This is a genomic window from Streptomyces sp. NPDC045998, from assembly GCF_056430285.1.
Map to the genome: position 1 here is coordinate 89777 of NZ_JBWKLJ010000012.1, position 18274 is coordinate 108050.

15 protein-coding genes and 1 tRNA gene are annotated in these 18274 nt (G+C 73.7%); 13 read left to right on the forward strand and 3 right to left on the reverse strand.

The window, feature by feature from the left end; genetic code table 11:
• Positions 1-210: 210 nt before the first annotated feature.
• Genes AC07FJ_RS29840 through AC07FJ_RS29850 form a run of 3 tightly spaced genes read left to right on the forward strand, consistent with a single transcriptional unit; the run spans position 211 to position 4669 of the window.
• Complete coding sequence (locus AC07FJ_RS29840; RefSeq protein WP_479052345.1) at positions 211-1089, forward strand: FAD binding domain-containing protein; 879 nt, start codon at positions 211-213, stop codon at positions 1087-1089.
• On the forward strand, positions 1086-2354 hold the full coding sequence (locus AC07FJ_RS29845) for a (2Fe-2S)-binding protein (protein ID WP_479052346.1): 1269 nt from the start codon (positions 1086-1088) through the stop codon (positions 2352-2354). The genes AC07FJ_RS29840 and AC07FJ_RS29845 overlap by 4 nt, the downstream gene beginning before the upstream one ends.
• A complete protein-coding gene (locus AC07FJ_RS29850; RefSeq protein ID WP_479052347.1) occupies positions 2351-4669 on the forward strand; it encodes a xanthine dehydrogenase family protein molybdopterin-binding subunit in 2319 nt (772 codons plus the stop codon). Before AC07FJ_RS29845 ends, AC07FJ_RS29850 begins: the two co-directional genes overlap by 4 nt.
• Positions 4670-4819: 150 nt before the next feature.
• Here AC07FJ_RS29850 and AC07FJ_RS29855 read toward each other — a convergent pair.
• A tRNA-Cys gene (locus AC07FJ_RS29855) sits at positions 4820-4894 on the reverse strand.
• A gap of 173 nt (positions 4895-5067) precedes the next feature.
• Between AC07FJ_RS29855 and AC07FJ_RS29860 the strand changes: the two genes are divergently transcribed.
• From AC07FJ_RS29860 to AC07FJ_RS29875, 4 genes are all read left to right on the forward strand, one after another.
• Positions 5068-6522, forward strand: a complete 1455-nt coding sequence (locus AC07FJ_RS29860; RefSeq protein ID WP_479052348.1) for an MFS transporter — start codon at positions 5068-5070, stop codon at positions 6520-6522.
• Between the two features lie 171 nt (positions 6523-6693).
• Positions 6694-8481: a DEAD/DEAH box helicase gene (locus tag AC07FJ_RS29865; RefSeq protein ID WP_361422750.1), complete on the forward strand. Its 1788-nt coding sequence runs from the start codon at positions 6694-6696 to the stop codon at positions 8479-8481.
• A 493-nt stretch (positions 8482-8974) separates the two neighbouring features.
• The gene (locus AC07FJ_RS29870) at positions 8975-9616 is read left to right on the forward strand and encodes an IclR family transcriptional regulator (RefSeq protein ID WP_361422753.1); all 642 of its coding nucleotides are present in this window, start codon (positions 8975-8977) and stop codon (positions 9614-9616) included.
• A 25-nt stretch (positions 9617-9641) separates the two neighbouring features.
• The gene (locus AC07FJ_RS29875; RefSeq protein WP_479052407.1) at positions 9642-10430 is read left to right on the forward strand and encodes a YlbL family protein; all 789 of its coding nucleotides are present in this window, start codon (positions 9642-9644) and stop codon (positions 10428-10430) included.
• Here the strand turns inward: AC07FJ_RS29875 and AC07FJ_RS29880 are convergent.
• A complete protein-coding gene (locus tag AC07FJ_RS29880; RefSeq protein ID WP_361422756.1) occupies positions 10369-10905 on the reverse strand; it encodes an Lrp/AsnC family transcriptional regulator in 537 nt (178 codons plus the stop codon). The two genes, AC07FJ_RS29875 and AC07FJ_RS29880, sit on opposite strands and share 62 nt — an antisense overlap.
• A gap of 121 nt (positions 10906-11026) precedes the next feature.
• On the opposite strand from AC07FJ_RS29880, the gene hppD reads away from it, so the two are divergent.
• Entirely contained in the window at positions 11027-12172 is a 1146-nt protein-coding gene (hppD, locus tag AC07FJ_RS29885; protein WP_468290388.1) for a 4-hydroxyphenylpyruvate dioxygenase, read from the forward strand.
• A 55-nt stretch (positions 12173-12227) separates the two neighbouring features.
• Here the strand turns inward: hppD and AC07FJ_RS29890 are convergent, their stop codons facing one another.
• On the reverse strand, positions 12228-13733 hold the full coding sequence (locus tag AC07FJ_RS29890) for a tetratricopeptide repeat protein (RefSeq protein ID WP_479052349.1): 1506 nt from the start codon (positions 13731-13733) through the stop codon (positions 12228-12230).
• A 98-nt stretch (positions 13734-13831) separates the two neighbouring features.
• Here AC07FJ_RS29890 and AC07FJ_RS29895 point away from each other — a divergent pair, with 98 nt between their 5' ends.
• The 5 genes from AC07FJ_RS29895 (at position 13832) to AC07FJ_RS29915 (ending at position 18266) form a co-directional block, all read left to right on the forward strand.
• A complete protein-coding gene (locus AC07FJ_RS29895; RefSeq protein WP_479052350.1) occupies positions 13832-15199 on the forward strand; it encodes an FAD-binding oxidoreductase in 1368 nt (455 codons plus the stop codon).
• A 112-nt stretch (positions 15200-15311) separates the two neighbouring features.
• Positions 15312-15695, forward strand: coding sequence for a VOC family protein (locus AC07FJ_RS29900; protein WP_361422768.1), 384 nt, complete (start codon positions 15312-15314; stop codon positions 15693-15695).
• Positions 15696-15805: 110 nt separating this feature from the next.
• On the forward strand, positions 15806-16156 hold the full coding sequence (locus AC07FJ_RS29905) for a MerR family transcriptional regulator (RefSeq protein WP_479052351.1): 351 nt from the start codon (positions 15806-15808) through the stop codon (positions 16154-16156).
• Positions 16157-16317: 161 nt separating this feature from the next.
• On the forward strand, positions 16318-16521 hold the full coding sequence (locus tag AC07FJ_RS29910; RefSeq protein ID WP_064071132.1) for a cold-shock protein: 204 nt from the start codon (positions 16318-16320) through the stop codon (positions 16519-16521).
• Positions 16522-16832: 311 nt separating this feature from the next.
• On the forward strand, positions 16833-18266 hold the full coding sequence (locus AC07FJ_RS29915) for a DEAD/DEAH box helicase (protein ID WP_479052352.1): 1434 nt from the start codon (positions 16833-16835) through the stop codon (positions 18264-18266).
• The last annotated feature ends 8 nt before the right edge of the window (positions 18267-18274 follow it).

Here is an 18274-nt window from a genome sequence, read left to right on the forward strand (position 1 = left end):
CAATCCGCACCTGCCGCCGATCGCGCGGCAAACCCGCCCATCCCGCAGGTCACGGGACGTCCGGGGCGGATGCGCCCTTCGCGGACCCTCGCGTCGAGCAGCCCCGAAGATGTGCCAGAGTTGCCACGTCGGCTCTGTGAGCACGTACGGTACGGCAACACAGGCGGGACAGCCGGGGACATCCGGGGACACCGGGAAGGGGCAGCTGGGTTGACCACGCACGCACCGCAGGCGGCGCAGTCCGTGACGCTGCCGGCCACGCTCGACGCGGCCGTGGCGGCGCTCACGGCCATGCCCGCCGCCGTGCCCGTAGCGGGCGGCACCGATCTGATGGCCGCCGTCAACAAGGGCCAGCTCCGCCCGGCCGGCCTCGTCGGACTCGGCCGCGTCAACGAGATCCGCGGCTGGCAGTACCAGGACGGCCACGCCCTCCTCGGCGCCGGCCTCACCCACGCGCGCATGGGCCGCCCCGACTTCGCGGCGCTCATCCCCGCGCTCGCCGCCGCCGCCCGCGCCGCCGGACCGCCCCAGATCCGCAACGCGGGCACCCTCGGCGGCAACATCGTCAGCGCCGCGCCCACCGGTGACTCCCTGCCCGTGCTGGCCGCCTTGGAGGCGGACCTCGTCGTGGCGGGCCCGGCCGGTACGCGCGAGATCCCGGTGTCGTACCTGCTGGCCGGCCGCGAGCTGCTCGCGCCGGGCGAACTGGTCGGCTTCGTCCGCGTCCCCCTGCTGCACGCGCCGCAGGTCTTCCTGAAGGCCACCGGCCGGACCGGACCCGGCCGCGCCACCGCGTCCGTCGCGCTCGTCCTGGACCCGGCGCGGCGCGGCGTGCGCTGCGCGGTGGGCGCCATCGCCCCGATGCCGCTGCGGCCGCTGGAGGCCGAGCGCTGGATCGCGTCGCTGATCGACTGGGACGGCGACCGGGGGCTGGTTCCGGAGGCGTTGGCGGCGTTCGGGGAGTACGTCGCGGCGGCGTGCATCCCGGATCCGCCGGAGGGCGGGGAGCAGCTGCCGCCCGCCGTACTGCACTTGCGGCGCACGGTCGCCGCGCTGGCCCGACGAGCACTGGGGAGGGCGCTGTCGTGACCACCGGCGAGAACGAGCACGAGAACGAGCAGCCGTACGGGCAGGAGTACGGGCCGGAGTACGGCGGCTGGCGGCCGACGCCGCAGGGCGAGTACGACGGTGACGCGACCGCCTTCGTCCAACTGCCGCCGGAACTCGCGGGCGAGGGTGCCCCGCTCGAGGCCCCCGGGCACGGTTACGTACCGGCGGAGGCGTGGGCGGCGCACGACCCGAACGCGACCGCGCAGTGGGCCTTCCCGGCCGCGCCGGCCGCTCCCGCCGGCCCGGAGGCCGCGGCTGCACCGGAGGCCGCTCCCACCGAGCTGACCGGGCAGTGGACGATTCCGGTCGCACAAGGGGATATCCCGGACGAATCGGGCGAGTTCGCGGCCTCGGCACTGGCCTCGCAGTGGACGAGCGGCAACCCGCCGGCCACCCTGCCGGGCGGCGCCCCCGCGCCCTGGGCGACCCCGGAGCCGGTGACCGCGCCGGAGCCCGCACCCGCGCCCGAGCCCGCGCCCGTGGAGGCGACGCCGCGGGAACCGGAGCCGGAGGCCGAGCCCGTCCCCGCCGCCGAGCCCGAGCGGGCGGCGGAACCGGAGCCGGAACCGCAGGAGGCACAGGCCCCGGAACCGCAGCCGGAACCGCAGCCGGAGCCGGAACCGGAGCCGCGGGAAGAAGCCGCTGCGCCGCCCCACGCCGCCGACAGCGACGAGCACCCCCACGTCTCGTACGTCCTGCGCGTCAACGGCACCGACCGCCCCGTCTCCGAGGCGTGGATCGGCGAGTCGCTGCTCTACGTGCTGCGCGAGCGCCTCGGCCTCGCCGGCGCCAAGGACGGCTGCTCGCAGGGCGAGTGCGGCGCCTGCAACGTCCAGGTCGACGGCCGCCTCGTCGCCTCCTGCCTGGTCCCCGCGGCCACCGCGGCCGGCAGCGAGGTCCGCACGGTCGAGGGCCTCGCCGTGAACGGCGAGCCCTCCGACGTGCAGCGGGCCCTCGCCACGTGCGGTGCCGTCCAGTGCGGTTTCTGCATCCCCGGCATGGCCATGACCGTGCACGACCTGCTCGAGGGCAACCACGCCCCGACCGAACTGGAGACCCGCCAGGCGCTGTGCGGCAACCTCTGCCGCTGCACCGGGTACCGCGGCGTCCTCGACGCCGTACGGGAGGTGGCCGCCGAGCGCGCCGCCTCCGCCGCCGCGGCGGCCGAAGCAGCCGCCGAAGCGGCCGACACGGCCCGCATCCCGCACCAGGTTCCCCACCCGCACGACGGAGGCATGGCGTGAGCAACGACGCGGCCACCGCCATCCCGGCGGTCGAGGCCCCCCAGGTCCCGCAACAGGAAGTGCCGACCCACGGGCTCGGCGCGTCGCTCCCGTCCGCCGACGCCCGCGCCAAGACCGAGGGCACCTTCCCGTACGCCTCCGACCTGTGGGCCGAGGGCCTGCTGTGGGCGGCCGTCCTGCGTTCGCCGCACGCCCACGCGCGCGTGGTGTCGATCGACACCAGCGCCGCGGCCGAGATGCCGGGCGTACGCGCCGTCGTGACGCACGCCGACGTGCCGGGCGCCGCCACGTACGGCCGCACCGTCGCCGACCGCCCCGTCTTCGCCTCCGACCTCGTGCGCCACCACGGCGAGGCCATCGCCGCGGTCGCCGCCGACCACCCGGACACCGCCCGCCTGGCCGCCGCCGCCATCGCGGTCGAGTACGAACTCCTCGACCCGGTCACCGACCCGGAGAAGGCCTTCGCGGCCCCGCCCCTCCACCCCGACGGCAACCTGATCCGCCACATCCCGCTGCGCTACGGCGACCCGGAGGCGGTCGGCGAGGTCATCGTCGAGGGCCTGTACCGCATCGGCCGCCAGGACCCGGCGCCCATCGGCGCCGAGGCGGGGCTCGCCGTGCCGCGCCCGGACGGCGGCGTGGAGATCTACACCGCCTCCACCGACCCGCACACCGACCGGGACCTGGCCGCCGCCTGCTTCGGCCTCGCGCCCGAACAGGTCAAGGTCGTCGTCACCGGCGTCCCCGGCGCCATGGGCGACCGCGAGGACCCCGGCTTCCAGATCCCGCTGGGGCTGCTCGCCCTGCGCACCGGCTGCCCCGTCAAACTGGCCGCCACCCGCGAGGAGTCCTTCCTCGGCCACGCCCACAGACACCCCACACTGCTGCGCTACCGCCACCACGCCGACGCCGAGGGCCGCCTGGTCAAGGTCGAGGCGCAGATCCTCCTCGACGCGGGCGCGTACGCCGAGGCCTCCTCCGAGTCCCTCGCCGCGGCCGTCGCCTTCGCCTGCGGCCCGTACGTCGTGCCGCACGCCTTCATCGAGGGCTGGGCCGTCCGCACCAACAACCCGCCCTCCGGCCACGTGCGCGGCGAGGGCGCGATGCAGGTCTGCGCCGCGTACGAGGCGCAGATGGACAAGCTCGCGGCGCGGCTGGGCCTGGACCCGGCCGACCTGCGCCTGCGCAACGCCATGGCCACCGGCGACATCCTCCCCACGGGGCAGACCGTCACCTGCCCGGCGCCCGTCGTCGAACTCCTCCAGGCCGTCCGCGACTTCCCGCTCCCCGACCTCCCCGAGGGCTCCCCGGAGGACGGCTGGCTGCTCCCCGGCGGCCCGGAGGGCGCGGGCGAGCCGGGCGCCGTACGGCGGGGCGTCGGGTACGCGCTCGGCATGGTCCACATGCTCGGCGCGGAGGGCACGGACGAGGTCTCCACGGCCACGGTCAAGGTCCACGACGGCGTGGCCACCGTCATCTGCGCGGCGGTCGAGACCGGCCAGGGCTTCTCCACCCTCGCCCGCCAGATCGTCCAGGAGGTCCTGGGCGTCGACGAGGTCCACGTCGCCTCCGTCGACACCGACCAGCCGCCGGCCGGCCCCGCCGCGCACGGCCGCCACACCTGGGTCTCGGGCGGCGCGGTCGAACGCGCTGCCAAGATGGTGCGCACGCAGCTCCTCCAGCCGCTGGCCCACAAGTTCGGCATGTCCACCGAACTGCTCCAGATCACGGACGGCAAGATCACGTCGTACGACGGGGTCCTGTCCACCACCGTCATGGAGGCGTTGGACGGCAAGGAGCTCTGGGCCACCGCCCAGTGCCGCCCCCACCCCACCGAACCCCTCGACGACGCGGGCCAGGGCGACGCCTTCGTGGGCCTCGCCTTCTGCGCCATCCGCGCCGTCGTCGACGTCGACGTCGAGATCGGCTCCGTCCGCGTCGTCGAGATGGCGGTCGCCCAGGACGTGGGCCGCGTGCTGAACCCCGCCCAGCTCGCCACCCGCATCGAGGCGGGCGTCACCCAGGGCATCGGCGCGGCCCTCACCGAGAACCTCCGCACCCCCCGCGGCCTCGTCCGCCACCCGGACCTCACGGGCTACGCCCTGCCGACGTCCCTGGACGCCCCGGACATCCGCATCGTCAAACTCGTCGAGGAGCGCGACGTGGTGGCGCCGTTCGGCGCCAAGGCCGCCAGCGCCGTCCCGGTGGTCACCGCCCCGGCCGCCGTGGCCTCCGCCGTCCGCGCCGCCACGGGCCGCCCCGTCAACCGGCTGCCCATCCGCCCCCAGGCGGCGGTCGCGGTGCCCAAGGCGTAACCGAACACGGCAGGTGGACCCCGGCGCGGCTGGGCCGGGTGCTGCGGGGGGAGACGCCACAGGTCGGGCTGTGGCCGGATACGTCGGAGCTCGACGTGGAGGGAACGGTGGACGCGGTCCCTGGCGGGACTGGACCGCGCCCTCCTTCCGTGGAGACCGTGGCGGGAATCGAACCCGCGTCACCAGATTTGCAGTCTGGCCCCTCAGCCACTCGGGCACACGGTCGTGCGGTGGTGCTTCGGTACGACCGTACGAGCGGCGGCAGTGGCAAGGAAAGCCCGGCGGGCGGGCCGCAACACGACTGCCATACGCCGTTCATGGTCGTACGACCAAGGGGGGAGATCTTCCCCGTCCGGAGACAGGGGCCATCGCCCTCCACGCCCCTTACTGTGAGGGGCATGACCGTCTTGGGAAGCAGCGCCGGCACATCCACCGGCGACCAGCGACAGGAGCCGCGCGGCGGCGTACTCGACCGGGAGCACCGCGCGCTCAGCATCGGCATCGTCTCCGTCGTCATGCTCATCGCCTTCGAGGCGACCGCCGTCGGTACGGCGATGCCGGTCGCCGCGCGCGAGCTGCACGGCATCCCGCTGTACGCCTTCGCCTTCTCCGCGTACTTCACCACCAGCCTCTTCGCCATGGTCCTCTCCGGCCAGTGGTCCGACCGCGCCGGGCCGCTCGCGCCCCTCGCCACCGGCATCACCGCCTTCGGGACCGGGCTGCTGCTGTCGGGGACGGCCGGGGCGATGTGGCTGTTCATCGCCGGGCGGGCCGTCCAGGGGCTGGGCGGCGGACTGGTCATCGTGGCGCTGTACGTGGTGGTCAGCCGCGCCTACGCGGAGCGGCTGCGGCCCGCCATCATGGCCGCGTTCGCCGCGGGCTGGGTGGTGCCGTCGGTGGTCGGGCCGCTCGTCGCCGGGACGGTCACCGAGCGGCTCGGCTGGCGGTGGGTCTTCGTCGGCATCCCCGCGCTCATCGTGCTGCCGCTGGTGCTCGCGCTGCCCGCGATACGGCGGACGGCGTCCGGGCCCGCGGACCCGGAGGCGCCGCCGGCGCCCTTCGACCGGCGCCGTATCCGGCTGGCGCTCGGGATCTCGCTGGGGGTGGGGCTGCTCCAGTACGCCGGGCAGGACCTCCGCTGGCTGTCGGTCCTCCCGGCGGTCGCGGGCGCGGCGCTGCTGGTGCCCGCCGTGCGGGGCCTGCTGCCGCGCGGCACGTACCGGGCGGCGCGCGGGCTGCCGTCGGTGGTGCTGCTGCGCGGCATCTCGATGGGGGCGTTCATCTCGGCGGAGTCGTTCGTGCCGCTGATGCTGGTCAGCGAGCGGGGCCTGAGCCCCACCATGGCCGGGCTGTCGCTCGCGGTGGGCGGCGTGACGTGGGCCCTCGGCTCGTACATCCAGGCACGGCCGCGCATGGAGCCGTACCGGCAGGGGCTGATGGTCTTCGGCATGCTGCTGGTCACCGCGGCCATCGCCGCCGCGCCGAGCGTCCTCATCCCCGCCGTGCCCGTCTGGACCGTGGGCGTGGCCTGGGGCTTCGGCTGCCTCGGCATGGGCATGGTGGTCGCCTCGACGAGCGTGCTGCTGCTGAAGCTGTCCGCGCCGGAGGAGGCGGGCACGAACTCCGCCGCGCTCCAGATCTCCGACGGCCTGTCGAACGTCCTGCTCCTCGCGGCGGGCGGCGCGGCCTTCGCCGCCCTCGGCGGCGGCGCGCTCTCGGCCCACGCGGCCACCGCCACGGCGACCGGCTCCCACACGGCGGCGTTCGCGGCGGTGTTCCTGCCGATGGCGGGGGTGGCGCTGGTGGGGGCGTGGGTGGCGACCCGACTGGGACCGGGCGCCGAAACCCGGTGACACCGCGCCTGGGCCCGGACCGGCCGGCGGCTGTGACCCGCGTCGCAGTCGTCGTGGTCACGGCGTCGTACGGACGGGAACGGAGCCGGGCCCCCGGTAGGGTGGCCCGGTTGTCGTACGTAACGCCGCAGGCGGCGTGACCGCCGTAACCCGAGAGCCGAATCGGAGACCGTGACTACTACCGCCTCCCATCACCTCTCACCCGCCTTCCCCGGCCGCGCCCCCTGGGGCACCGCCAACAAGCTGCGCGCCTGGCAGCAGGCCGCGATGGACAGGTACATCCAGGAGCAGCCCCGCGACTTCCTCGCCGTCGCGACGCCCGGCGCCGGCAAGACGACCTTCGCGCTGACCCTCGCGTCCTGGCTGCTGCACCACCACATCGTCCAGCAGGTCACCGTCGTCGCCCCGACCGAGCACCTGAAGAAGCAGTGGGCGGCCGCGGCGGCGCGCATAGGCATCAAGCTGGACCCGGAGTACAGCGCCGGGCCGCTCAGCAAGGAGTACCAGGGCGTCGCCGTCACCTACGCCGGTGTCGGCGTGCGGCCCATGCTGCACCGCAACCGCAGCGAGCAGCGCAAGACGCTCGTCATCCTCGACGAGATCCACCACGCCGGCGACTCCAAGTCCTGGGGCGAGGCCTGCCTGGAGGCCTTCGAGCCCGCCACGCGGCGGCTCGCGCTCACCGGTACGCCGTTCCGGTCCGACACCAACCCCATCCCCTTCGTCACGTACGAGGAGGACAACGCCGGCATCCGGCGCTCGTCCGCCGACTACACGTACGGATACGGCAACGCCCTCGCCGACGGCGTCGTCCGCCCCGTGATCTTCCTCAGCTACAGCGGCAACATGCGCTGGCGCACGAAGGCGGGCGACGAGGTCGCCGCGAAGCTCGGCGAGCCGATGACGAAGGACGCCGTCTCCCAGGCGTGGCGCACCGCCCTCGACCCGCGCGGCGACTGGATGCCCAACGTCCTGCGCGCCGCCGACCAGCGGCTGACGGAGGTCAGGAAGGGCATCCCCGACGCGGGCGGCCTCGTCATCGCCTCCGACCAGGACTCGGCCCGCGCGTACGCCAAGCTCATCCGCGAGATCACCGGGACGAAGGCGACCGTGGTCCTGTCGGACGACGCGGGCGCGTCGAAGCGGATCGACGAGTTCAGCGACGGCGACGACCGCTGGATGGTCGCGGTCCGCATGGTGTCCGAGGGCGTCGACGTCCCGCGCCTCGCGGTCGGCGTGTACGCGACGACGATCTCCACGCCGCTGTTCTTCGCCCAGGCCGTCGGCCGTTTCGTGCGATCGCGCAGGCGCGGCGAGACCGCGTCCGTGTTCCTTCCGACGATCCCCACGCTGCTCGGCTTCGCCAGCGAGATGGAGGTCGAGCGGGACCACGCCCTCGACAAGCCGAAGAAGGCGGGCGAGGACGAGGACCCGTACGCCGAGTCCGAGAAGGAGATGGACGAGGCCAACAAGCAGCAGGACGAGGACACCGGCGAGCAGGACATGCTGCCCTTCGAGGCGCTGGAGTCCGACGCGGTCTTCGACCGGGTGCTGTACGACGGCGCCGAGTTCGGCATGCAGGCCCACCCCGGCAGCGAGGAGGAGCAGGACTACCTCGGCATCCCGGGCCTGCTCGAGCCCGACCAGGTGCAGCTGCTGCTGCGCAAGCGGCAGGCCCGGCAGATCGCCCACAGCCGGCAGAAGCCGGCCGAGGAGGCCGACCTGCTGGAGCTGCCGGCGGAGCGGCGGCCCGTCGTATCGCACAAGGAGCTGCTGGAGCTGAGGAAGCAGCTGAACACGATGGTGAGCGCGTACGTCCACCAGAGCGGCAAGCCGCACGGCGTGATCCACACGGAGCTGCGCCGGGTGTGCGGCGGGCCGCCGAGCGCGGAGGCGACGGCGGGCCAGATCCGGGAGCGCATCAAGAAGGTCCAGGAGTGGGCGACCCGCATGCGCTGAGCCGTCACCTCCCGGCCTCAGCCCCCGGAGCCGCATGACCTCCCGCCCCGCGGCGGGACCGTGCGGTGCGCGGCGGCCTGCAGGCCAGTGCCTCGCGTGGCGCGGTGGCTTGCGGTGCGCGGCCTCGCGTGGCGCGGCAGGTCGCGGTTCTGCCCGGTGCGGGGCGATGCCCCCTCCGGGCCCGGCGCCCACCGTGAAACGCGGGCCTTTCAGGCCTCCGTTGACGAACGCCAGCCGCGCATTGCGGCCAAATCGGCACAAACAGCCCGCGCAGCAAACGCTTGCGCCCGGATTCTGGACGAGGTCTTCCGCTAAGCGGAGTCCCTCGCTACTGTCCCGGCAATCGCAATGCAAACGCCCCGTGGCAACGCCGCCGCGGAGCGCAGCCGGTGTGCCATGGCCTGCCGGCGGCCTCTCCGTGCGTCGCCGATGGGACCGGCGGCGCAGCCGACGTTGAGAGTGTCCGCCGACTCACTCCGAAGGAGAGGGCGTCGTGACCGCGGAGACCTCCCAGACGCTCGACCGGGGACTGCGCGTCCTCAAGCTGCTCGCCGACACCGATCACGGGCTGACCGTCACCGAGCTGTCCAACAAGCTCGGTGTCAACCGCACCGTCGTCTACCGCCTGCTCGCCACGCTCGAACAGCACGCGCTCGTACGCCGCGACCTGGGCGGCCGCGCCCGGGTCGGGCTCGGTGTGCTCCGGCTGGGCCGGCAGGTCCATCCGCTGGTGCGCGAGGCCGCCCTGCCCGCGCTGCGCTCGCTGGCCGAGGACATCGGAGCCACCGCGCACCTCACGCTCGTCGACGGGGCCGAGGCCCTCGCCGTCGCGGTCGTCGAACCCACCTGGACGGACTACCACGTCGCGTACCGGGCCGGTTTCCGCCACCCACTGGACCGCGGCGCGGCCGGACGGGCGATACTCGCCGCCCGCCAGGGCGCCCTCGGCGACCCCGGCTACACGCTCACGCACGGCGAGCTGGAGGCGGGCGCGAGCGGCGCGGCGGCCCCGCTGGTGGGCGTGACGGGCATCGAGGGCAGCGTCGGCGTGGTGATGCTGGCGGACTCGGTCCCGGAGCGGGTCGGCCTGCGCGTGGTCGACGCCGCCCGCGAGGTCGCCGACGCCCTGCGCTGAGCCCGGCCGATAGATTGGCGTCGTGCTGCTCACCAGTCTCCTGCGTAACCGGACCCGTGCCCTGCTCGTCTCCGGGCTGCCCGTGCTCGCGCTGCTCGGCGTGGCCGCGTTCGCGCCGCTGCCGTACACCTTGGCGCAGCCCGGCTCGACCGCCGACGTGCTGGGGCGGCACCAGGGCCAGGAGGTGATCACCATCTCCGGCGCGCCGGTCGGGAAGACCGACGGCGAGCTGCGCATGACGACGATCGTCGCGACCGGGCCCCGGACCCACGTCGACCTCGCGGACGTCGTCGACGGCTGGTTCCGTACGGACCGGGCCGTCCTGCCGCACGACTCCGTCTATCCGCCCGGCAAGAGCGACGCGGAGATCGAGAAGCGCAACCTCGGCCAGATGGCCGAGTCGCAGGACGCCGCCGTGGACGCCGCGCTCGGCTACCTCGGCAAGAGCCCGAAGGACGTCAAGGTCACCCTGCGCCTGCCCGACATCGGCGGCCCCAGCGCCGGGCTGCTCTTCGCGCTCGGCATCGTCGACAAGCTCGACGGCGGCGGCGCGAGCCTCACCGGCGGGCGCGTCATCGCCGGTACGGGGACCATTACCCCGGACGGAAAGGTCGGCGCCGTCGGCGGGGTCTCCCTCAAGACGCAGGCCGCCGCGCGCGACGGCGCCACCGTCTTCCTCGTACCGAAGGACGAGTGCGCGCAGGCCCGGGCCGAGCGGCCCGACGGCCTCCGGCTCGTCCCCGTCACCACGCTCAAGGACGCGGTGTCGTCGCTCCGGGCGCTGCAGCGGGGGACGAAGGTCCCGTCCTGCTGAGGCCGGCGTCCTCGCCCGCGGCCTGCTCCACCAGCGGGATGATCCGCAGCGGGACGGGGTTCTCCATGACGATCGCCGTGGAGGCCCGCACGATCCCCTCGAAGCCGACCACCCGGTCGATCACCCGCTGGAGGTCGGCGTTCGAGCGGGCCACCAGCCGGCACAGCATGTCCCCGTGGCCGGTGGTGGTGTGCAGCTCCAGCACCTCCGGCACGCCCGCCAGGTGCTCCCGTACGTCCGCGCCCTGCCCCTGCTTGATCTCCAGCGTGGCGAACGCGGTGACCGGATAGCCCAGGGCCGCCGGGTCGACGTCGGGCCCGAAACCCCGGATGACGCCGTTCGCCTGCAGCCGGTCCAGGCGCGCCTGGACCGTCCCGCGGGCCACGCCGAGGCGGCGCGACGCCTCCAGAACGCCGATGCGCGGCTCACGCGCGAGCAGGGCGATGAGCCTGCCGTCCAGATGATCGATCGCCACGACGGCCTCCCGGTGGTCATCCTGTACAGAACGCCCGGCCATACTGCCCAGTCGCTGTGCAGCTTGCCCAGTCCTCCCGCGAACTATTGCGCACCTTGCGGAACGGAGAGAGTCTGCGGCCATGACTGAGACCCTCTCCCAGACCCCCGACACCGCCCGGCAGGCCGACCCCTTCCCGGTGAAGGGCATGGACGCGGTCGTCTTCGCCGTCGGCAACGCCAAGCAGGCCGCGCACTACTACTCCACGGCCTTCGGGATGAAGCTGGTCGCCTACTCCGGACCGGAGAACGGCAGCCGCGAGACCGCCAGCTACGTCCTGACGAACGGCGCCGCGCGCTTCGTGTTCACCTCCGTCATCAAGCCGTCCACCGACTGGGGCCGCTTCCTCGCCGAGCACGTCGCCGCCCACGGCGACGGCGTCGTCGACCTCGCCATCGAGGTGCCGGACGCGCGCAAGGCGTACGCGTACGCCGTCGAGCAGGGCGCCACCGGCGTCACCGAGCCGTACGAGCTCAAGGACGAGCACGGCACCGTCGTCCTCGCCGCCATCGCCACGTACGGCAAGACCCGCCACACCCTCGTCGAGCGCTCCGGCTACGACGGCCCCTACCTGCCCGGCTTCGTCGCCGCGCAGCCGATGGTCGAGCCGCCCGCCAAGCGCACCTTCCAGGCGATCGACCACTGCGTGGGCAACGTCGAGCTCGGCAAGATGAACGACTGGGTGGCCTTCTACAACAAGGTCATGGGCTTCACCAACATGAAGGAGTTCGTGGGCGACGACATCGCCACCGAGTACTCCGCGCTCATGTCGAAGGTCGTCGCGGACGGCACCAAGAAGGTCAAGTTCCCGATCAACGAGCCGGCGATCGCGAAGAAGAAGTCGCAGATCGACGAGTACCTGGAGTTCTACGGCGGCCCCGGCGTCCAGCACATCGCCCTCGCCACGAACGACATCGTCGCCACCGTCCGCACCATGCGCGCGGCCGGCGTCCAGTTCCTCGACGTCCCGGACTCGTACTACGACACGCTCGGCGAGTGGGTCGGCGACACGCGCGTGCCGATCGACGAGCTGCGCGAGCTGAAGATCCTCGCCGACCGCGACGAGGACGGCTACCTGCTCCAGATCTTCACCAAGCCGGTCCAGGACCGTCCGACCGTCTTCTTCGAACTCATCGAGCGGCACGGGTCGATGGGCTTCGGCAAGGGCAACTTCAAGGCCCTCTTCGAGGCGATCGAGCGGGAGCAGGCCAAGCGCGGCAACCTCTGACCGCTCCGCGCGGGTGGCGGAGCACCGGGGACTCCGCCACCCGCCCGCAGCACCGTCAGCGCGACGGGCGTCCCGCCGCGCTCGCACCGGCGCTCGCGCTCGGCCGCGGCTTCGTGCCCCGCACGTCCGCCGGGCCGCCCGCCGCGGGTTCCCCCAGGACCGCCAGCGCCCGCCGCGCCTCCGGCGCCAGCAGCGGCGAGAACGCCGGGTTCGTGCGCAGCGCCTGCGTGAGGTGGCGCCGCGCCGCCCCGTACTGCCCGAGCGTCCGCTCGATCTGGCCCCGGTGGTACGCGAACAGCGCGCTGCGCAGGCCCGCCTCCGTGGCCTTCTTCGCGTACCGCAGGCCCTGCGCCGGTTCGCTGGAGCGGTACAGGGCCCAGCCGAGCGCGTCGGCGACGTGCGCGGAGCGGTGGCCGCGCGCCCACGCGTCGGAGAGCCACTTCACGGCCCGCTCCGGGTCGCCGTGGTCCGACTCGTACCGCGCGAGCACCAGCGACGCGTCCACACCGTGCGCCTGTGCCTTCTCCGCCCGCGCGCGCAGCAGCTCGTACTGCGTGCGCGCGTCCCCGTCCAGGCCCTGCGACTCGTACAACTCGCCGACCTCCAGGGCGTACTCCGGCAGCGGCAGCGCGTCCAGCACCGCCGCGTAGTCGCGCAGCGCCTCATCGGTACGCCCCAGCGCCGCCAGCGCCCGCGCCCGCCCCGCGAGCGACGGCGGATGGCCGGCCACCAGCCGCAGCGCGGGCTCGTAGTAGCCGATCGCCTCGGCCGGCTCGCCCCGCTCCCACGCCAGGTCGCCGAGGTGGCGCAGGCACTCGGCCCGCTCCGCCGGGGTCGCGGCCAGGGCCACCGCGTCGGAGGCGAGCGCCGCCGCGTCCTCGCGCCAGCCCTTGTCGCGGTACACCCGGGACGCGCGCGACAACGCGGCCGCGCCGCCCGGGTGCAGCTCGCGCAGCCGCCCCGCCGCCTTGTCGGCCGCCCCGTACGCGCCGAGGCCGGTGTACGCGTCGACCAGCAGCGCGTGCGCCTGCCAGCGCCGCGGCTCCCGCTGCCGTACGGCCTCGCCCCACCGCCGGGCCGCGGCGAAGTCGCCCCGGGCCTGGGCGAGCACGCCCAGACCGAGCTGCGCGTCGGTGTTGCCCTCGGCGGCCGGCCGCACCGCCAGCGACCGCTCCAGCGCCTTCTCGGCGCGTACGTACGCCGCGGTGTCGCCGTTCCGGGCCGCCCGCTCCACGTACGCCGTGCCCAGCTCCGCCCAGGCCGCCTCGTCCCGCGGATGGGCCCGCAGCCACTTCTCCCGGTCGGCGATGAACGCGGTCAGCTCCGGCAGCGACGCCTGCGCGCCCGCCCGCACCGCCTCCCGCGCCCGCGCCAGCGGCCCCGCCGCCGGCGGCGCCGCGTCCACCCCGCGCAGGGCGTCCGGTACGCCGGGTACGCCGGGGACGTACAGCAGCACTGCGCCCGCGAGCACCAAGCCCGCACCCGACAGCAGGACGGCCAGCGTGACCCGTTCGGACTTCGTACGACGTGGACGCTCCCGGCCCTGGGTACGGCTCTTCATGCGGCTCACTGTGCGCCAGTACGACCGGTCACCCGCGGCACGCCGACCGCAGCGGCGAACGGGTTCACACCGATGGCCCCGGCTGCCAGGCTGGGATCATGGACGACTTGCTGACACACCTGCGCGCCGGCCTCCCGGCGGAAGCGATCCTCACGGACCCGGACGTCACCGCCTCGTACGCCCACGACGCGGCGAGCTTCTGCGCCGCCGGCGCGCCCGCCGTGGTCGTCCTGCCGAGCACCGTCGAGCAGGTCCAGCACGTCATGCGCACGGCGACCGCGCTGCGCGTGCCCGTCGTCCCGCAGGGCGCCCGCACGGGCCTGTCCGGCGGCGCCAACGCCTCCGACGGCTGCATCGTCCTGTCCCTCGTCACGATGGACCGCATCCTGGAGATCAACCCGGTCGACCGGATCGCGGTCGTCGAGCCGGGCGTCGTCAACGCCGCCCTCTCCCGCGAGGTCGCCGCGCACGGCCTGTACTACCCGCCCGACCCGTCCAGCTGGGAGACGTGCACCATCGGCGGCAACATCGGCACGGCGTCCGGCGGCCTGTGCTGCGTCAAGTACGGGGTCACGGCGGAGTACGTCCTCGGCCTCGACGTCGTCCTCGCCGACGGCCGCCTGCTCACCACCGGCCGCCGCACCGCCAAGGGCGTCGCCGGCTACGACCTGACCCGGCTCCTCGTCGGCTCGGAGGGCACCCTCGGCATCGTCGTACGGGCCGTGCTGGCGCTCAAGCCGCAGCCGCCGCGGCAGCTGGCGCTCGCCGCCGAGTTCCCGTCGGCGGCCGCCGCCTGCGCGGCCGTCTGCGCGATCATGAAACGCGGCCACACGCCGTCGCTGCTGGAGCTCATGGACCGCACGACGATCCAGGCCGTCAACCGGCTGGCCAAGATGGGCCTGCCCGACTCCACCGAGGCGCTGCTCCTCGCCGCCTTCGACACCCCGGACCCGGCCGCCGACCTCGCGGCGGTGGGCGAACTGTGCACGGCGGCGGGCGCCACGCAGGTCGTGCCCGCCGAGGACGAGGCCGAGTCGGAACTGCTCCTGCAGGCCCGGCGCCTGTCGCTCACCGCCCTGGAGACCGTCTCGTCCGCGACGATGATCGACGACGTGTGCGTACCGCGCAGCCGGCTCGCCGAGATGCTCGACGGCACGGCCGCCATCGCCGAGACGTACGACCTCACCATCGGCGTCTGCGTCCACGCGGGCGACGGCAACACCCACCCCGTCGTCTGCTTCGACCACACCGACCCCGACGAGTCCCGGCGCGCCCGCGAGTCGTTCGACGCCATCATGGCGCTCGGCCTGGAGCTGGGCGGCACGATCACCGGCGAACACGGCGTCGGAGTCCTGAAGAAGGAGTGGCTGTCCCGCGAACTGGGCCCGGTCGGGGTGGAGTTGCAGCGCTCCATCAAGCAGGCCTTCGACCCGCTCGGCATCCTCAACCCGGGCAAGCTCTTCTAGGTCTCCGGTCCTGGTCCCCATGCCCGATGGTCACCGGACCGCCCCGCCGCCTGGCGTGAAAGGACGTCGACGGAAGCAGCCGAGTAGGAGTCGAACGGAAGAGGAGAGAGCCGTGCCCGCACGCCTTGACCACACCATCGTCCGCAGCCGCGACCGCTTCGCCGGCGCCCGCTTCCTCACCGACCTGCTCGCGGCGCCGGAGCCCAAGCCCTTCGGCCCCTTCGCCGGCGTCGCGCTCGACGGCGGAGTCACCCTCGACTACCTCGACGACGACTCCGAACGGATCGTCCCGCAGCACCTCGCCTTCCTCGTCTCCGAGGACGAGTTCGACGAGATCTTCGGCCGGATCAAGGAGCGCGGGCTGCCGTACTGGGCCGACCCCCACCACCACGAACCCCAGCGGATCAACCACCACCACGGGGGCCGCGGCGTGTACGTCGACGACCCGGACGGCCACTCGATCGAATTCATCACCCACACGTACGTCGTCGACTGACCCGGCCCCGCGGATTTCCTGTACCGGCGGAAGTAGATATCGGGCGGCGCGGAACGTAGTGTTTCCGCTGTACGCAGGCATCCTCGATGCGTCCCCCGAACGAAGGTGCTATGCCCTCTGAGAAGCCCGCCGTCGACCACCTCGACGACGACGATTACCCCGCCTACACCATGGGACGGGCCGCCGCCCTGCTGGACACGACGCCCGCCTTTCTCCGCGCGATCGGCGAGGCGCGGCTCATCACCCCCCTGCGCTCGGAGGGCGGGCACCGGCGCTACTCCCGCTACCAGCTGCGCATCGCCGCCCGGGCCCGCGAACTCGTCGACCAGGGCACACCGGTCGAGGCCGCCTGCCGCATCATCATCCTGGAGGACCAGCTCGAAGAGGCCCTCCGCCTCAACGAGGAAATGCGGAAATCTGCCACCGCCGGTACAGAAAATCAGGAAATGGGCGACCGGTAAACATATCGAGCTCCTCCGCCGACCACCGTGCTACGGTGATGTCAGTTGCGGTCGTGGTTCCCAGATACTTTTCAGTCCGGTTCTTCCGGAGGGTAAATCATGCAGCGACTCCGGGTTCGCAAGGTGCGGACTCCGGGCACTGCCCCCGAGGGAGATTCAATATGGCATCTGGCACCGTGAAGTGGTTCAACGCGGAAAAGGGCTTCGGCTTCATCGAGCAGGACGGTGGCGGCGCCGACGTGTTCGCCCACTACTCGAACATCGCCAGCTCCGGCTTCCGCGAGCTTCAGGAAGGCCAGAAGGTGAACTTCGACGTCACGCAGGGCCAGAAGGGCCCGCAGGCCGAGAACATCGTTCCCGCCTGACGCTGACGCGTACGACGTAGTCGGGGCCCGCACCGTGGGTGTGGGCCCCTGCTCGTTACCCAGCTCCAGCCGGCTCCCCACCGAGCCGGTCACTCTGTTCGCGCCCGTCGTTTCGGACGGGCCCATGAACTCCGGCCGGATGAATACGCCCGGCCCTCGCGCCCGAATGCCGATGCCGCCTTTCCTCGGCTCGCCCGCACTCCGGCGTCCTCTTCGAGACGAACCGCCGCACAGCCGGCCCGGACCCGTCTCGTCTTTTTCTTCGGCTCGTTCTCGCGACGCGATACGTGCCGCATCGAGGAAGGTTCCCCGTGAACCGCACCGCTCGCACGAACGACCGCTTCCGTCCCTCCGGCGCCCCCCGCGGCGCCACCCGCGCCCCGCGCCCCTCCCGCCCGGTCGGGCACGGCCCCCGCGAGTTCGCGCCGCCGGCCACCCGCACCGCGGCGCTCCCGCCCGTCGAGACCTTCGCCGGCCTCGACCTCCCGGCCGCCCTGCTGGCCGCGCTCCACTCGGAAGGCATGACCGTGCCGTTCCCGATCCAGGCCGCGACCCTGCCGAACTCGCTGGCCGGCCGGGACGTCCTGGGCCGCGGGCGCACCGGCTCCGGCAAGACGCTCGCCTTCGGCCTGGCCCTGCTGGCCCGTACCGCCGGACAGCGGGCCGAGCCCAAGCAGCCGCTGGCCCTCGTCCTCGTACCCACCCGGGAACTGGCCCAGCAGGTCACCGACGCGCTCACGCCCTACGCCCGCTCGCTGCACCTGCGGCTCACCGCGGTGGTCGGCGGGATGCCGATCGGCCGCCAGGCGAACGCCCTGCGCAACGGCAGCGAGGTCGTCGTCGCGACCCCCGGCCGGCTCAAGGACCTCGTCGACCGGGGCGCCTGCCGCCTGGACCGGGTCGCCGTCACCGTCCTGGACGAGGCCGACCAGATGGCCGACATGGGCTTCATGCCCCAGGTGACCCAGCTCCTCGACCAGGTACGGCGCGAAGGGCAGCGCCTGCTCTTCTCCGCGACGCTCGACCGGAACGTCGACCTCCTGGTCCGCCGCTACCTGGCCGACCCGGTGGTCCACTCCGTCGACCCGTCCGCCGGGGCCGTCACCACGATGGAGCACCACGTGCTGCACGTGCACGGCGCCGACAAGCACGCCACCACCACGGAGATCGCCGCCCGCGACGGACGAGTGATCATGTTCCTGGACACCAAGCACGCCGTGGACCGGCTCACCCGGGACCTCCTGGCCGTCGGGGTGCGCGCCTCCGCCCTGCACGGCGGCAAGACCCAGCCCCAGCGCAGCCGTACCCTCGCGCAGTTCAAGACCGGCCACGTCACGGTCCTGGTCGCCACCAACGTCGCGGCCCGCGGCATCCACGTCGACAACCTCGACCTCGTCGTCAACGTCGACCCGCCCAGCGACCACAAGGACTACCTGCACCGCGGCGGCCGCACGGCCCGCGCCGGGGAGTCCGGCACCGTCGTCACGCTCGTCCTGCCCGCCCAGCGACGCGGCATGAACCGCGTGATGGCCGACGCCGGCATCACCGCGCGGGAGACCAAGGTCCGCTCCGGCGAGGCGGAACTGAGCCGCATCACCGGCGCCCAGGCGCCCTCGGGCGTCCCCGTCACCATCAGCGCCCCCGCCGCCGAGCGGACCGGGCGCGCCGACTCCACCACGCGCGGACGACGGAGCCGGCCCGCGCGCTCGCGCGGCCGCTCCTCCGCACCCCGCACCGCCGCGTAACCCCAGGC

What these genes read in the sequence shown, in the direction of transcription:
- AC07FJ_RS29860 (WP_479052348.1), top strand. Translation starts at nt 5,068, where the DNA reads ATGACCGTCTTGGGAAGCAGCGCCGGCACATCCACCGGCGACCAGCGA.
- hppD (WP_468290388.1), top strand. Translation starts at nt 11,027, where the DNA reads ATGACTGAGACCCTCTCCCAGACCCCCGACACCGCCCGGCAGGCCGAC.
- AC07FJ_RS29890 (WP_479052349.1), bottom strand. Translation starts at nt 13,733, where the DNA reads ATGAAGAGCCGTACCCAGGGCCGGGAGCGTCCACGTCGTACGAAGTCC.
- AC07FJ_RS29895 (WP_479052350.1), top strand. Translation starts at nt 13,832, where the DNA reads ATGGACGACTTGCTGACACACCTGCGCGCCGGCCTCCCGGCGGAAGCG.
- AC07FJ_RS29905 (WP_479052351.1), top strand. Translation starts at nt 15,806, where the DNA reads ATGCCCTCTGAGAAGCCCGCCGTCGACCACCTCGACGACGACGATTAC.
- AC07FJ_RS29910 (WP_064071132.1), top strand. Translation starts at nt 16,318, where the DNA reads ATGGCATCTGGCACCGTGAAGTGGTTCAACGCGGAAAAGGGCTTCGGC.